This window comes from Streptococcus sp. VTCC 12886 (genome assembly GCF_049893425.1).
GTDB lineage: Bacteria > Bacillota > Bacilli > Lactobacillales > Streptococcaceae > Streptococcus > Streptococcus suis_AA.
In genome coordinates this window covers 12,687-27,180 of sequence record NZ_JBMVJB010000015.1, presented here as the reverse complement: position 1 = coordinate 27,180, position 14,494 = coordinate 12,687, and the positions used below count along the sequence as shown (strand labels likewise).

General features: G+C 39.0%; 13 protein-coding genes and 2 pseudogenes. 1 reads left to right on the top strand and 14 read right to left on the bottom strand.

Annotation, left to right across the window (positions count from 1 at the left end; translation table 11 throughout):
• Positions 1-326 precede the first annotated feature (326 nt).
• From gloA2 to ACPC57_RS06040, 9 genes and pseudogenes are all read right to left on the bottom strand, one after another.
• Positions 327-713: an SMU1112c/YaeR family gloxylase I-like metalloprotein gene (gene gloA2 / locus ACPC57_RS06080; RefSeq protein ID WP_217374089.1), complete on the bottom strand. Its 387-nt coding sequence runs from the start codon at positions 711-713 to the stop codon at positions 327-329.
• Complete coding sequence (locus ACPC57_RS06075; RefSeq protein ID WP_434066511.1) at positions 713-3,088, bottom strand: DNA translocase FtsK; 2,376 nt, start codon at positions 3,086-3,088, stop codon at positions 713-715. The genes gloA2 and ACPC57_RS06075 overlap by 1 nt, the downstream gene beginning before the upstream one ends.
• Positions 3,089-3,205: 117 nt before the next feature.
• Positions 3,206-4,564, bottom strand: a complete 1,359-nt coding sequence (locus tag ACPC57_RS06070) for a glycoside hydrolase family 32 protein (RefSeq protein ID WP_434066510.1) — start codon at positions 4,562-4,564, stop codon at positions 3,206-3,208.
• Between the two features lie 18 nt (positions 4,565-4,582).
• Positions 4,583-6,192: pseudogene (locus ACPC57_RS06065) on the bottom strand (ABC transporter substrate-binding protein).
• Positions 6,193-6,284: 92 nt separating this feature from the next.
• Positions 6,285-7,172 (bottom strand): annotated as a pseudogene (locus ACPC57_RS06060) (carbohydrate ABC transporter permease).
• A gap of 9 nt (positions 7,173-7,181) precedes the next feature.
• Positions 7,182-8,102 carry an ABC transporter permease gene (locus ACPC57_RS06055; protein ID WP_434065501.1) on the bottom strand — a complete coding sequence of 307 codons (921 nt, stop codon included), beginning with the start codon at positions 8,100-8,102 and terminating at the stop codon, positions 7,182-7,184.
• A 166-nt stretch (positions 8,103-8,268) separates the two neighbouring features.
• On the bottom strand, positions 8,269-9,255 hold the full coding sequence (locus tag ACPC57_RS06050) for a LacI family DNA-binding transcriptional regulator (RefSeq protein WP_434066509.1): 987 nt from the start codon (positions 9,253-9,255) through the stop codon (positions 8,269-8,271).
• Positions 9,256-9,360: 105 nt separating this feature from the next.
• The gene (locus tag ACPC57_RS06045; RefSeq protein ID WP_434066508.1) at positions 9,361-9,900 is read right to left on the bottom strand and encodes a hypothetical protein; all 540 of its coding nucleotides are present in this window, start codon (positions 9,898-9,900) and stop codon (positions 9,361-9,363) included.
• A gap of 74 nt (positions 9,901-9,974) precedes the next feature.
• Positions 9,975-10,187, bottom strand: a complete 213-nt coding sequence (locus tag ACPC57_RS06040) for a DUF2500 domain-containing protein (protein ID WP_277837964.1) — start codon at positions 10,185-10,187, stop codon at positions 9,975-9,977.
• Between the two features lie 291 nt (positions 10,188-10,478).
• Between ACPC57_RS06040 and ACPC57_RS06035 the strand changes: the two genes are divergently transcribed.
• Positions 10,479-11,279 carry a peptidylprolyl isomerase gene (locus ACPC57_RS06035; RefSeq protein ID WP_217374097.1) on the top strand — a complete coding sequence of 267 codons (801 nt, stop codon included), beginning with the start codon at positions 10,479-10,481 and terminating at the stop codon, positions 11,277-11,279.
• 53 nt (positions 11,280-11,332) lie between these two features.
• On the opposite strand, the gene ACPC57_RS06030 is transcribed toward ACPC57_RS06035, so the two are convergent.
• The 5 genes from ACPC57_RS06030 to ACPC57_RS06010 form a co-directional block, all read right to left on the bottom strand.
• On the bottom strand, positions 11,333-11,878 hold the full coding sequence (locus ACPC57_RS06030) for an ECF transporter S component (protein WP_434066507.1): 546 nt from the start codon (positions 11,876-11,878) through the stop codon (positions 11,333-11,335).
• Positions 11,875-12,723 carry a pyridoxamine kinase gene (locus ACPC57_RS06025; protein ID WP_434066506.1) on the bottom strand — a complete coding sequence of 283 codons (849 nt, stop codon included), beginning with the start codon at positions 12,721-12,723 and terminating at the stop codon, positions 11,875-11,877. The genes ACPC57_RS06030 and ACPC57_RS06025 overlap by 4 nt, the downstream gene beginning before the upstream one ends.
• A 196-nt stretch (positions 12,724-12,919) precedes the next feature.
• Complete coding sequence (locus ACPC57_RS06020; RefSeq protein ID WP_274504187.1) at positions 12,920-13,609, bottom strand: 5'-methylthioadenosine/adenosylhomocysteine nucleosidase; 690 nt, start codon at positions 13,607-13,609, stop codon at positions 12,920-12,922.
• Positions 13,610-13,617: 8 nt separating this feature from the next.
• Positions 13,618-13,938, bottom strand: a complete 321-nt coding sequence (gene macP / locus ACPC57_RS06015) for a cell wall synthase accessory phosphoprotein MacP (RefSeq protein ID WP_434065496.1) — start codon at positions 13,936-13,938, stop codon at positions 13,618-13,620.
• Positions 13,939-13,946: 8 nt separating this feature from the next.
• On the bottom strand, positions 13,947-14,492 hold the full coding sequence (locus ACPC57_RS06010; RefSeq protein ID WP_434065495.1) for an NUDIX hydrolase: 546 nt from the start codon (positions 14,490-14,492) through the stop codon (positions 13,947-13,949).
• Between the last annotated feature and the right edge of the window lie 2 nt (positions 14,493-14,494).

Sequence of the window (14,494 nt, the reverse complement as noted above, 5' to 3'; positions counted from 1 at the left end):
TCTGACTTTTCTTTCAGTTTTTAATATACGTAATATATATTAGCACCTGTTGTGACATACTTATTTTTTATACTAATCGCGAATTATGTCTTCGTTAACACTTGACAACATTCGCTTTTACCCCTGTTTCTCAAAAATCTATTCTGTGAAATTATACAGTAAATAACATACTTCAAATCTTTTACATATTATGTTAGTTTTTGTTACGTTGAAACATAAAATTATTTGACAAAAAAAGTAATTAGCTGTTTACTAACTACTTTTATTCCAATCAATGGTTCAAATTTTATTAGAACTTGCTCAAATTCCTTCAAGTAATGACTAAATTATTCATGGATTTCTAATGGAAGACCATCTGGATCAAAGAAAAATGCCATCTTTTTTCCGTCAAAATCATCCCATCGTACGCTTTCATGCGGAATCCCAAGCATATCAAACTTGCTTAAACACTCTTCTACATTCTCAACCTTAAATGCTAGATGACGGAGTCCAGTATGCTCTGGATTTGGCATAGCTGGTCGCTTTGGGGCATCTGGTTTAATGAAAATTTCCAAAACCAGATTACCTTTTCTTACATTAAAAAGAATATCCTTTTTTTCTGGACGGATGTGCTCATCAAGTTGTTCGAACCCTAACTTTTCAACATAAAATTCCCTTGTATTTTCATAATTGCTACCAATGATAGCAATATGGTGTACAGTATCAAGTTTCATTATTGTGTTTCTAATACCTTTCTTGGTTTTGTGCCTTCTGCAGGTCCGATCACACCAGCAGCTTCTAGTTCTTCCATTAATCGAGTCGCCCTATTAAATCCGACCGATAGCCTACGTTGAATCATCGATGCACTTGCTTTTTGCGTCTCAATGACTAATGCTCTTGCTTCATTAAAGAGTGGATCTCCTTCGTTGGATCCACCGTTTGCACCGTAATCTGTATCACTGTCAGATACTTCTCCTGGATCAAAGGTGTCATCATATTCTGCGTCAGCCTGCTCTTTTACAAATTGAACGATACGTTCTACATCATCGTCTGAAATAAAGGACCCTTGTAAACGCATTGGTGCAGATTCTCCAATTGGATGGAATAGCATGTCCCCCCGTCCAAGCAGTTTTTCTGCTCCATTCTCACCTAAAATAGTCCGTGAATCCGTACCTGATGCTACAGCAAAAGCAACACGAGATGGAACATTTGCCTTAATTAGACCAGAGATAACGTCTACTGAGGGACGTTGTGTTGCTAAAATCATATGAATACCCGCAGCACGGGCTTTTTGACCAAGACGTATAATTGCGTCTTCAACTTCCTTGCTAGCTACCATCATCAAATCTGCCAATTCATCTACGATAACGACGATAAGTGGTAATGGAATTTGTTTTTCGTCAGAACGTCTGTTAAATTCTTCCACTTTGGCATTGTAGCCTTCCAAATTTCTAACCCCTACTTGACTGAAAAGTTCGTACCGTTTTTCCATTTCGTCAACGACTTTTTGAAGAGCCCGTGCGGCTTTCCGTGGATTGGTTACAACAGGAATTAATAAATGAGGAATATCATTGTAAACCGATAACTCTACCATTTTAGGGTCAATCATCATGAACTTCACTTGGTCTGGGCTTGCTTTCATCAAAATAGATGAAATGATTCCATTGACTGCCACTGATTTCCCCGATCCTGTCGAGCCAGCAACTAACAAGTGGGGCATCCGTGTCAAATCAAACGAACGCACCGTCCCATTGACAGCTTTACCAAGCGGAATTTCTAACAATTTAGCTGGGTCTGTCATGGATTGTTCCCATAATTCTCGGAAAGGCACCATTGCCACTTCTGTATTAGGAACTTCGATACCGACTAAAGACTTCCCGGGAATAGGGGCTTCAATCCGAACATCTTTAGCTGCTAAGGCAAGAGCCAGATCATCTGCCAAATTAGAAATGCGATTGACGCGAACCCCAACTGCTGGTTTCAACTCATATCGAGTTACAGAAGGTCCAATTTCTGCCCGTTCAACAACTACTTTGATCCCAAAACTTGCGAAGGTTTCTTCTAAAACTTTTATATTCTGACGTACGATTCGCTTTTCATTGCTTTGTCCCTTGACTTTAATAGGTGCAAATAAATCAATTGTCGGCAATTTATAGGCTAAACGTTGCTTAGGCTTGAAGTCAATCTGAATATCCGTATCTTCAACTTCTTCAACCTTACTTTCTTGGTTATCAAGCGTAGCTAAAACGTCGTCCTCCGCGAGCATGATTGGAAAATCATCCTCTGGTTCCAAATGATCAAATTCTGAAATAATCGGTACCTGAAAAGGGGTTTCCTCCACTGCTTCCTCCAGAATCTCTCCTGTTTCAAGATCAACTGTCCTTTCAGATACAGTGTCTACGATGTTTGTCTCTGTTTCATGTTCAATCCGGAGGCGCTCCTCCTCAAGACGAGTTAATTCTTGCTGGCGTTTTTCTTCTCGTTCAACCCGCTTCTGAGCGCGAAGCTCTGCTCTTTTTTCCTGTCTTTCTGAAAATTTATCTTTGAAAACCACCAATCCATCCGCTACATCATAAACAGACCATGGACTCATAAAGAAAATTCCAAAGGCAATCAATAAGAAGCCGATGAAAAAGGTGCCTACATTTGAAAACAGGAATGACACTGGCAAATAGAGTAGATTTCCAACTAAACCTCCTCCAAAAAACTCTGACACTTTGAATGAGGACAAATCTCGAAGAGCCAACTTGAGTGTCTGATTAAACAAATCATTTCCCTCAAAATTCCAGTCAAAATAGGCATGAAATTCGAGCAAGAGTCCCACAATAATTAGCCAAAAACCGGAAATGGTTCCTTCACGATTCCGAATCTTATTTGGAAACAAGAAGTAGAAGAATGCACCTGCCATCAATAGATAGGCCAAACTTCCAAACAGTAGGCGAAAAATATTGTAACTAGTTACCCCAAAAATGCCTAGTCGACTTGCTGAAAATGCCAAAAATAGGATCCCTATGATACGTAAAACTATCTTTTTAACACGCTCTTGTTGGGCCAACTCTGCCTTTGTCGGACGTCTCGTTGTCTTACCTTTTTTACCCGTCTTTCGCATAGATACCTCAACTTTCTCAATCTCCTTATTTTATCATAATTAAGGAGATTTTTCACATCAGAAAAAGCCCTGCAAGCAGGACCTTTCTTGGAGTGAAAAAATTTAGAGGAAACAAATTTATAGAGTATTTAAAGTTCTCTGACCTTCAACATAGTAAGTTGAGGTCAAAACTTCTTGGCCATTATTGACAAAAATTTCTACACAGTTGGTATCTATCATAATCAATAACTCTTCAGCTGCAACCGTAACTGATCGGCGAATGGTTGACCATTCTTCTTCTCCAGTTTGCTGGATATCAAGGTGACCACGATCGATGTAGACTTCTTGGCTTTCCTTATCATAACCAAATTGAAGATAATCTTGGTCAGAGCCAAGCCTTAACTCCAAACTATCTTCCAATTTAAGAGAGAACTTGCTAGGACCTTTGATACTTTGTCCGATTTCAATATCTTTGAAAGCTTCCAAAACACTTGTTGGCAGAACTTGATGCAATCCATTTTCGTTCTTTTTGAGAATGCGTGGAAGAGTCATCTGCCCGTACCACTTATGCCCAAAATCATTGGTGACCAACTTACGTCCCCAAGTGTGCATCCATGCCACCATCACGCGCTCACCTTCAGGGCTTTCTGTTGTTTGAGCTGCATAGAAATCATGCCCATGGTCAATTTCCTTAAAGGAATCTGCCACAAAGACTTTCCTATCCCAATCAACATGCCCTGTCACAAAGATATTGGAATTGATATTGATAAAGTCATTTCCATCTTTTTGGTAACGCATTGGGGAGATAATTAGGTACTCTTGACCATCCACTTCAAAGTAGTCGGGACATTCCCAAACAAAGCCTTGGTTGGCTTCACCTTTCAAGAAGATAGACTCAAATTTCCATTCTGTCAGGTTGGGAGAACTGAGTAAGACAATACAGCCAACATTATCCTGGTGCTTAGTTGCAACAACTGAGTAGTAATGACCATCTTTCTCAAAAATCTTCGGATCTCGGAAATCATTTGCGATCACTTCTTCTGGCAGTCCATCTGCAGTTGCGACTGGATTCTGCTCAATTTTTTCAAAGTGAATACCATCTGTCGAGAATGCCATGTTCTGGACTTGGCTAACTGTGCCATCTTCATTGACAATGTGACCTGTGTACATGAGCCAGAGAACATCGTCTTTGACAATGGCTGAACCAGAGAAACAGCCATCCTTATCGTAGTCCTTGTCAGGAGCAAGGGCAACAGGAAGTTGTTCCCAGTTGACCAAGTCCTCACTTTTAGCATGACCCCAGTGCATTGGCCCCCAAACACTCTCGTAAGGGTTGAATTGGTAGAACAAATGGTACTCTCCACGGAAGAAGACAAATCCATTTGGGTCGTTAATCCATCCTATTTCTGGTGTGAAGTGAGCTTTAGGTTTGAATAATGGATTAATCGTTTCTTTTTCTTCTAAAATAAATTGATTGGCTTTTTCAACTGTTTTCACAGGTAGCCCCCTTTTTAATTACTGATTTGCTTTATATTGGTCATAGTATTTTTGTTTAATTTCTAACAATTCTTCTAATCCATAATTGTTAAGTTCGGCCAAGTAGCTATCCCATTCTTCTTCAATACCACCATTTACAATCCATTCTGCACGTTTGCGGTAGATGAAATCATTCATATCTGCCTCCACTTGTGCAATCTTATCCAAATCTTCTTCCTCCATGAAGACACGAGGGTAGATATTGTCGTTGGTCACATAGTCAAGATAGGTTGCGTGCATCAAGTCCAAACGCCATTTCGCATCGTCTGGCATGGTAGTGACTGTACCGTAGTACTCATCAAGGATGGCCAATGGTCCACCAACCGCTGTCTTCTCACGGAGTTCGGCTGGTGCAGTACCGTTGAGCGGCAAGTGTTTGAGCATATTGCTGGCCTTGTCAAACTCAAAGATGTTTTGCTGTTTCTCATCACCGTAAGTTCCCCAGTTGTTTTGGACAGACTGAAGTGGTGTATACTGGGCATCGATCCATTTAGCGGTCAATTCCAAGTTTTTGTTGGCAGATGTGATGACCATGCGGTCACGCTGGAAGCCTATACCGTTGGTACGTGTAATGTGCTTGGTGCCATCTGGTCCTGTCAATACTGGCAAGATGTCATAGACCTCATTCATACCAGTGATGTTGGCCTTGTCCCATGTGAAGTACACACCATAGAGGTTTTCACTTCCTTTTGACAAGTAGGTATTCCAGTCTTGCTCAAAGGCTTCTGGGTCAATAAGACCTTTTTCCTGAAGGGTACGCATGAACTCAACACCTTCTTTGTAATCCTCATTGTCCGCTGTAAAGTCAACGGTACCGTCATTGTTTACGACGATATGGTCATCGTTGTCACCGACACCGAAGGCACCAAAGAGAATCTTGAAGTCTTCGCCGCCGTTACCGTTGACAAAGGACATTGGGATTTCATCTGCCTTACCGTTGCCGTTTGGATCTTTTGTCTTGAAGGCTTCCAAGACCTTGATCAAGTCATCTGTTGTTTCTGGCATGTCAAGACCAAGCTTGTCCAACCATTCCTTGTTAATCCAAGCAATATCGCTAAAGTGTGGATTGATTCCTTACCTTCGCCCAATTCTTCAATCCATGGGAATGAGTAGATATGACCGTCTGGTGCTGTAATCATGGAACGGTACTCTGGATTTTCATCCAAAATTTTCTTGAGGTTTGGCATGTACTCATCAATCAAATCTTCAACTGGTACGATAACCCCTTGTTTAGCCCAGTTCATCAATTCGACATCAGATGCACCGTCATTATGAATAGCATCTGGTAGGGCTCCTGATGCAATGTCAAGATTCCGTTTTTCAGCAAAGTCTGATTGATAGTTTGTCCAGTCAATATGAACGCCCGTTTCTTTCTCAAGACGTTGGAAAATCAACTTATCATTAGGATCAGCTGGAGCTAGAGGTGAACTAGCTGTCATGAACTTAAGCGTAACTGATTTTTCAAGCGGGAATTGAACATCTTTCAATTCATAATCCGGGCTTGAAGCAACATTTTTTGAACCACATGCAGCTAAAAGAACTGTACTTGCTAGAAGAGTGACAACCGTTTTTCCAATTTTGTGTTTCATCTGAAACAACCTCCTATTTGTGTTTAGATAGTATAGATGGTCTTTTAAGCTCCCCATTCGGTTTTAGAAAAGTGAAGCTGAAAGATGATTTGTTAACCTTTTAATGAACCTGCCATAATACCTTTATCAAAGTATTTCTGGAAGAATGGATACATAACAATCAATGGTAAACTTGAAATAATAATTGTTGCATACTTGATCATTTCAGCAATACGCTTCATTTCATTCATGGCCGCTTGCGCTCCAATCATGTCCTTAGCAGGCTCACTTTGAATGAGGATTTTACGTAGAACTAATTGGAGTGGTTCCAAGTTCGGATCTTTAATGTAGATCATAGCATCAAAGTATGAATTCCACTGACCAACAAAGGCATAGAGGAAAAGTACAAACATGATAGGCTTAGCCAACGGCAACATTATTTTTAAGAAAATTTAAAATTCATTAGCACCGTCCATGACTGCTGCTTCAACTAATTCGTCTGGTAAGGTTTGGAAATAGGTCCGTGCCAAGATGATATTCCAAACATTGACTGCATTAGGGATAATAATCGCCCAGACTGTGTTCAACATTCCCAAATCTTTTACCAAGAGATATGTCGGTACCAAACCACCACCGAAAAACATGGTAAAGACTAGAAAGGCATTAATCCATTTTTTACCAACTAAATCTTTCTTAGATAATGGATAGGCAGTCAATACGGATATTGCCACAGTAATGAAGGCAAATGAAAATGAGTAGAAGAGGGAATTCAAAAAACCACGAATAATTGATTTATCTGAAAAAACTCTCTGATAACCTTCAATTGTCCAATCCTTTGGATCAAAACTAATACCCTTACTGATTAAAGCCTGAGGATCCATAAATGATGCAACTAAAATGTAGACCATAGGAACAACAGTTATCAATACTAGGAAGGCAATGATTATTTTATTTACGACAAGCATCCACTTATCAAATTCTGTATACAATTGTGTATTCATACAAACCTCCTATAACCCTTGTCCATCATTAATTCGTTGGACAAATTTATTCACAGCTATGAGCAAGATGATATTAATCAATGCATTAAACAAACCTACAGCTGTTGAATAAGAGTAATCGCCTGAAATCAAACCTATCTTATATACATAAGTTGAAATGATTTCTGAACTTGTCAAGTTCAATGAGGTTTGCATCAAGAACGCTTTTTCATACCCAACATTCATAATCCCACCGGCAGCAAGTATAAACTGGATAACCATCATCGGTTTAAGAGCTGGCAAATCTATGTGCCAGATACGTTGGAGGATATTTGCTCCATCTAATTTTGCTGCTTCTATCAAGGCCGGATCCACATTTACAAGAGTTGCCGTATAAAGAGTAGATGCCCAACCCATACCTTGCCAAATACCACTTAAGATATAGAGTGGTCTGAAGAAATCAGGATCGGTCAGGAAATTTGTTTCAAGGCCGAACTTACCGAGGATTGAGTTAACAGGGCCACCAACTGAGAAGAATAGGAAAATCATACCGACGATAACCACGACTGAGATAAAGTTTGGAGCGTAAAGCACCAACTGAATCCGTTTTTTAGCCTTGTCACTCAATAGTTGATTCAGCATGATAGCCAAAATAATCGGTGGCAAAAATCCTAAAAGTAAACCATAGATACTCAACTTCAAGGTGTTGGCCAGCAAAGTACCGAAATTTGGTGAAGAGAGGAATTTTGTGAATTCAGTAAAACCAATCCACTCACTGCCTAGCAGACCTCTTAGAGGGTTGTAATCTTTAAAAGCAATCAGAACTCCATACATGGGAATGTATCGGAAAATGAAGGTCAAGGCCAAACCTGGTAGCAACATGAGTAAGAGAATTTTTTGTTGCTTTATTCTTTCCCAAACTGACGTTTGCTGAAGTTTCGATGTTTTCATATAAACTCCTTTTGAAACGTTTCAAAAAATTATGATTTTATAAAGAGGATGTCCATCTCCTCTCTATTACAATTGTTTTGAAACGTTTCATTTTTTGATAACATAAAATCAACTAACTTGATGATTTTATGTTATCATTGTAACCGTTTTCTGTCAACCCCTATTTTTAATTTTTTGTCGTTTTTCCTTCTAGGTACGAAATTGGTAAGGTTATTTGGAGTGGACGATCTTTTTTATCTAAAATATCTAACAGACATTGAACAGCTTCTGTTGCCATTTCTTCAATAGGTTGACGAATCGTCGATAGATACTGCGTACGCTCTTCGGCTTGACGAATACCATCATATCCTACGACCTGTACATCTTCAGGAACCTTTTTCCCAAGTTTTTCTAATATTGAGATAGCGTCAATCGCTGTGAAGTCATTTATCGTGAATAAAGCATCTATTTCAGGGTGTTGGCGTAAAAAAACCTCAACTTCCTCTAAAAAATTATCATAGGGTTCCTCTAAATCTAAAACCTCACAGGGAAAACCAGCCTCTAAAATTGTTTTCTCAAAAAATAATCGCCGTTTCTTGGTTTCATTGATTGTTTTATTATGACCACCAATGAAACCAAAATGTGTCCCTCCTTTTGAAATGAGTACTTGAGCAGCAAGTTCAGCTCCCTTTTGATTATCGGAACTTACACATGCAATTGCCTTATCTTCATACGTACGGTCAATACTAACAAAGGGAATATTTGATGATAAATAATCTTCAATCGGACTATAGGTGATGGCGATAATACCGTCTACTTTGTTTTGCTGAAGCATCATGATATAATCTAACTCTCTTTTTGGACCAGAAATATTGCACAACAATAGCTTATAGCCTTTCTTACTTAATTCAACTTCAACATGAAAAGCAAATTCTCCAAAAAATGGATGCCAAACACTGGGAACAATTAAGGCAATCGTTTCTGTCTTATTTTTTTTCATCCCTCGAGCATAAACATCTGGTATGTAGCCTAATTCATCTATCGCTTGTTGAACTTTCTTCAACGTTATCTCTTTTATTCCTTGCTCTTGATTGATGACTCGAGACACTGTTCCAACACTGACTCCTGCTAATTTGGCGACATCTTTCATAGTAATTGATTTAGTTGGCTTCATGACTCATCCTTCCTAGTTACAAAAAAATGAAACGTTTCAATGTTTATAACACAATACCACTGATAGCGTTTTCTGTCAAGAAGAAAAAAGGGCCAGCCTTGCTGATCACATTTTTTTCTTCGGATGTTTGTCGATTACTTCGGGGTGATTGTCTAGTGCTGATTTTCCCTTTTCCGTCAAGGCGTAGCCGCGAACTGAAAAATATGGTGCCAGTTTTTCTTCAGTCAAATACTCCTTAAGTGCTGCATCAAGGTCAGCAACTTTTAACTTGGATAAACCACTAAATCCTTCTGCTTTGAGTATATTTTTCTTAGCAGTTGAAGTGATGTGATCCAATGAATCAAAGGCAGACTCAACATAAGCATATCCATCTGTGATTAATTGTTCCATATGTTCTGGACCATTGATACCATAGATATACTCAAAATACTTTGGATAGGGGGTGGTTGTTTCAAACGTTCCAAAGTTAATGCGCCATAATAAAATGATATCCCCTGGTAACAGACCTTCTTCTAGACGAACCATATTACGCTTTGGCACCGGTTTAGCTTCTAATAGCCAGGTCGCAAGATCACGTTCTGGGGAAATATAGGGTTTGACCTCATAGTCATTATACATTTCTGCGATACGTTGTTCAACAGACATAATTACCTCACATTATTATCTCTAAATAGTAACATCATTATACACTATTCCACAGGAAAAACCTAGATTAGTGACTAGGTTTTGCGTTCAAAAGAAAGCATGCGAGTTCCTTGAAAGATCAATGTTCCTTTATCACCTTCCGTTAACAATCCGTATTCATGATCCTTGACATGAAACTCCCTTCTTTGACCATTCCATTCAAATGTCAGATAATAATTGGTCCGGGCTGTTTCATTTCCAAAGACATCCGTTCGCTTTATGACCAGTAAGGCTTGACAGGTCTCAATCGGTGATTAGTTATTACGATGCCACTCCAAAAAATTTCGAAGGATTTGAAAAAAAATTAGCCCAATTATGAAAATAAAAACGACATAAAAAAAAGCCATTTCCCACATAATCTCTCCCTGTGGACCAAATAAATTTCCAAACATATGGTAACCTCCTATTGCATTTATAACAATAGTATATCATATTTAGTTCATTTAGAAACGATTGATCTCATCTAGGAGAAAAATTGAAAAAAATGGGAAAACATGGTAGAATGTGCATAATTTATAAGAACCAGAAAGGTATTTTCTATGAAGAAAGCAATACTGTTTTTACTTGCATCCAGTTTATTTCTAACTGCCTGCGGAAATAGCTCATCAACTTCAGATTCCTCCAGCTCCACAAGTTCAACATCTGTAGCATCTACAACTACGGATACGACAGCATCAAGTCAATATGCAAAGGATTTGGCTTATGCGATCAACAATCCATCTGCTTCCTTTCCACAACTGTCAACTGATATAGCTGAAAATGAGGCTGCCGTTAAAATCAAGACAACTGAAGGGGATATTACTATCAAACTCTTCCCTGAGCAGGCACCTTTGACCGTTGAAAATTTCTTAACCCATGCAAAGGAAGGATACTACAATGGCACCATCTTCCATCGCGTCATTAAAGACTTTATGATTCAAGGCGGAGATCCACTTGGAAATGGTACTGGTGGTGAATCTATCTGGGCAGGAAAAGATACGACCATCGATGCTGGAAATGGTTTCAAAGATGAGTTTTCAGCCTTCCTTTACAATATTCGTGGCTCGCTTTCGATGGCCAATGCTGGTACCGGTACAAATGGTAGCCAATTCTTTATCAACCAAAATACCACAGACATGTCAAGCCAACTTTCTAGTTCCAGCTATCCTGGTAAGATTGTTGACGCCTATAAAAACGGCGGAAATCCAAACTTAGATGGCAAACATACTGTATTTGGTCAAGTGATTGATGGAATGGATGTCGTCGACAAGATTGCTTCTGTTGAGACGGATGACAATGATAAACCAAAAACAGATGTTAAGATTGAGTCAATTGAGATCATTAAAGACTACACTAACTAGTCAGACTAATAAAAAAAGAAAACTTGAGAATTTCCTCAAGTTTTCTTTTTTTATTACGATTGCTTTCCTTGTTTTCCATTATATAAACCTTTGAATACTTGATAGAGGATTGGTACAGCAATGATGGTTGTAATTGCAGTGCCATAGGTTCCTAAGATTTTACCCAAAGCTACGAGGAAGGAAGCTGAGAAGGTTAAACCTCCGACAAAACTTCCCGTTAATGTATACTTCAATAGGTTCAAGATGATTTTTGTAATTGCCGCAACAATTCCAACCAAAATAATATTGGTTAAGCGGTCATTTTTCTTGAGGAATTTCTCATAAAATAAATGCAAAATAAAGCAGACGATAAGCGATTCTAAAATGGTAATCCAAGCGACTGAAGCATAACCAGATAGTAAATCAAAGATGCCTAGACCAAGTGACGCTGCCACAGCTCCTTTTTTAGCTCCAAATAGTAAAACTCCTACCACTACTAAAGCATTGCCTAAGTGAACAAATTGACTCCCAAATGGAATACGAATAAAGAAGACGACTACACAAATAAGGGCTGCATATAAACTAACTTCGGTTAATTGACGTAATTGATTCTGTTTCATAATTTCTCCTTTAATGTTTGAAATGTTTCTTGTAACTCTGCTAAAAATGGCTCAAAATAAATCCCTAACTTTAGGTCTCGATTCAATGAAAGGGTTTGTCTTAAGCTTTTGTCAATAAATTCTAAAGCAAGAGGGATAGCTTGATTGAGATTGATTTGTTCAATGGTTGCTACTGCTAACAAGGTAGATAGGATATCACCTGTTCCAAAGAAATTTGCTGGATATTTTTTAGAAAAATAGGTAGTAATTTCCCCTGTTTCCTGCTGAAAATAGGCTACACCTATTTGGCTATCATCAAAGGAAATTCCTGTCAGTACAATATCTGCTGTCACTTGCTTTGCCAAGGCCTCCAATAAGTCTTCAATCACCGAAAAATCATAGTGTTCTCCAACATATTCCCGACCAGTTAACAACGCAGCCTCTGTCAAATTCGGAAGAATGAGCTTGGCCGACTGAGTTAATTCTTTCATTGCCTCTACATAGGATGATGTAAAACCTGTATACAGTCTTCCACTGTCACCCATAATCGGATCTACAATCAATGGTGTTTCTGTTTGCTTGGCGTACATTGCCAATTGTCTAACTTGCTGAGGATTTCTACAATAACCTGACAGAATTCCCGCTACTTTTACATTCAATTTCTTCCACTGTCTAAAATAGGCTCGATTCAAGTCAGTCATATCTTCAATGACAACATCTGGGAAACCACCCGTATGAGAAGAAAGTAGTACCGTTGGTAAAAGAATCGTTTCTACCTGACAGGCTGCTGCAATTGGGATGCTAGTGGCTAGGGCAACCTTGCCCACACCAGGCAAATCATTTGCAAGCAATAATCGCTGAACCATAACAACCTCCTAAATTATTTTTCATAAACAAAATTGTAAAGTATTATCATACATTTTTCAACATTACATATCCACAACTGTATGGGGACAGATGACTGAAACCTTATAATGTCGGGCTAAAATTACTGCATAAGAAAAACAGTAACAATTTTTTGCTACTGTCATCCTATTTCAATGTATTGTTGTCAAAACCTGCTTAATTTTTCTCCAGAAAGGCAATCAGGGTCTGGGCAGAACGTTCTCCTGCTTGAATGATAAATTCATCAAAGGTGATATTGGCATCTCCCTGAGCTGTGTCACTCATGGCACGGATAACCAAGAATGGCTTACCTGTATTGACAGCTGCTTGTGCGATAGCTGCTCCTTCCATCTCTACAGCAAGGACTTCTGGGAAATGAGTTTTGATCGTAGTAATTCTATCCTGACCTGCGATAAAACTATCGCCCGTCACAATCAGACCCACATGGTTAATGATTTCCTGCTCTGCTAAAACGGTTCTGAGCTGTTCTAACAAGGCTTGATCTGCTGGATAATACAATTCCTGCCCTGCCATTTGTCCGTAAGCATAGCCAAAAGCTGTCACATCGACATCGTGGTATGCCAATTGATTTGCTACAACCACATCACCAATAGCTATACCGTCAGCAACAGCACCGGCTGAGCCTGTATTAACAATGACATCAACTGCAAAATGGTCTGCCAAAATAGCAACAGCCATGGCTGACATTACCTTTCCAATACCTGATTGGACGAGAACTACATCATGTTGACCGATTTGTCCCTGATAGTAGGTTCGACCCAAAACGATGGTTTCTGTTCCATCTTGTAGATGCTCTACAAGAATCTTTAATTCTTGTGGCATGGCTGCGATAATTCCAAATTTCATCTCTTCTCCTAAATAAATAATACTGCAATGATAAAGATAATCAGCAAGATGATGACCCACAAGAGGATTTTATTCACTTTACTACGGAATTCTTCTCTTTTGATGGTTTCAATGCGACGACTTTTTACCACACTAGGTTTGACTGGAATTCGGATTGTTTGCCCTTCCTCATACCCTTGATACTCTTCGTCTAGATAAGGCTCAAATACATTGTCTTCCATTGATACATCTTGATTTGGACGATAATGTCCAAATTGATTCGATTGACCTGAATACTGATTCTTTTTCACTTTCTCTAAAATATCATCCGTTAACAAGGGCTTCCTCATGCCTTAACCTACTTTCTCATGAGTTGTAAATATTGCACAGCCATGATGGTCTTTGCATCACAAATCTCGCCAGTAGCCACCAAGTTCAAAGCCTCTTCCAAGGTTACCTCATGTAATTCGATGACCTCATCTTCATCCATTGGACGTGGATTTTCAACTTTGACCAGATGGTCAGCTAAATACAAGCGAATTCGCTCATTGCAAAAACCGATAGCTGAGTAAAAATCTGCTAACAATGTCAGTTTGTCACTGGTATAACCTGTCTCTTCTTCTAATTCCCGCAAGGCAGCATCTTCCAGCGTATCTTCTTCACCTAATTCCAACTTACCTGCAGGAATCTCATAAATGGCACGTTCAATCGCTTTCCGATACTGTTTGACCAAAATCATTTTTCCCTCTGGCGTAACAGCTAAAATACAAACTGCTCCCCTATGAAATATTAATTCACGCTTGCTCATCGTACCATCTGGGAGTTGGACATCATCCACTACTACATCAAAAATGTGTCCCTTAAAAATCTCTGTCCGCTGAACTGTTTTTTCTTCAAAATTCATAT

Coding starts and splice junctions, on each gene's coding strand:
- ACPC57_RS06055 (WP_434065501.1), bottom strand. CDS start 8,102: ATGAAAACATCGAAACTTCAGCAAACGTCAGTTTGGGAAAGAATAAAG.
- ACPC57_RS06035 (WP_217374097.1), top strand. CDS start 10,479: ATGAAGAAAGCAATACTGTTTTTACTTGCATCCAGTTTATTTCTAACT.
- ACPC57_RS06020 (WP_274504187.1), bottom strand. CDS start 13,609: ATGAAATTTGGAATTATCGCAGCCATGCCACAAGAATTAAAGATTCTT.
- ACPC57_RS06045 (WP_434066508.1), bottom strand. CDS start 9,900: ATGTCTGTTGAACAACGTATCGCAGAAATGTATAATGACTATGAGGTC.
- macP (WP_434065496.1), bottom strand. CDS start 13,938: ATGAGGAAGCCCTTGTTAACGGATGATATTTTAGAGAAAGTGAAAAAG.
- ACPC57_RS06025 (WP_434066506.1), bottom strand. CDS start 12,723: ATGGTTCAGCGATTATTGCTTGCAAATGATTTGCCTGGTGTGGGCAAG.
- ACPC57_RS06030 (WP_434066507.1), bottom strand. CDS start 11,878: ATGAAACAGAATCAATTACGTCAATTAACCGAAGTTAGTTTATATGCA.
- ACPC57_RS06050 (WP_434066509.1), bottom strand. CDS start 9,255: ATGAAGCCAACTAAATCAATTACTATGAAAGATGTCGCCAAATTAGCA.
- ACPC57_RS06010 (WP_434065495.1), bottom strand. CDS start 14,492: ATGAATTTTGAAGAAAAAACAGTTCAGCGGACAGAGATTTTTAAGGGA.
- gloA2 (WP_217374089.1), bottom strand. CDS start 713: ATGAAACTTGATACTGTACACCATATTGCTATCATTGGTAGCAATTAT.
- ACPC57_RS06075 (WP_434066511.1), bottom strand. CDS start 3,088: ATGCGAAAGACGGGTAAAAAAGGTAAGACAACGAGACGTCCGACAAAG.